1 protein-coding gene is annotated in these 496 nt (G+C 40.9%); it reads right to left on the bottom strand.

From position 1 onward, the window contains the following. Positions 1–106: 106 nt before the first annotated feature. The coding region (locus tag DD657_RS08780; RefSeq protein ID WP_287049599.1) for a hypothetical protein at positions 107–496 on the bottom strand (390 nt) is incomplete at its 5' end.

The raw sequence follows: 496 nt of genomic DNA on the forward strand, positions 1-496 counted from the left end.
TTGCTTTCCTCACATAAGTACTCGCGTCCGGGATACAATCCATCTCGGACTCCCCAATCGTAAATTAATAATCGTAAACACGTTTAGCGTCCTACATTCAGAACCGTTATTCTTTCGGCTCCGACCGGATACGATACACAAACATCCCGCCATCATCATTATAGAAAAACAAGGTATCACTATTTATCTTATATAACCGAGGTGTCGATTCATAAGAAGGGCCGTCTTTCCAACTGCCCGACATATAATGAAACATCATGATTTTATGGTCTTTTGTATAATAATAATCATCAGTCCATGATTTATAGTGCTCTCCGCTATCTTTTATCTCGTATGTCAAAAAGCGGCCATCGGACTCGTAAATATTATATGTGTACTCTTTATTGAGCTCGTCATACCTTCCCCACCAACCGATCAGTTCCGGATCGCGAGGCTGTGACTTATAAAATTCGAGCAATTCAGCACCATTATCGTCATGACAGGCTGACAGAAAAAG

The organism is Culturomica sp. (assembly GCF_003524185.1).
In the GTDB taxonomy this organism is placed as follows: domain Bacteria; phylum Bacteroidota; class Bacteroidia; order Bacteroidales; family Marinifilaceae; genus Culturomica; species Culturomica massiliensis.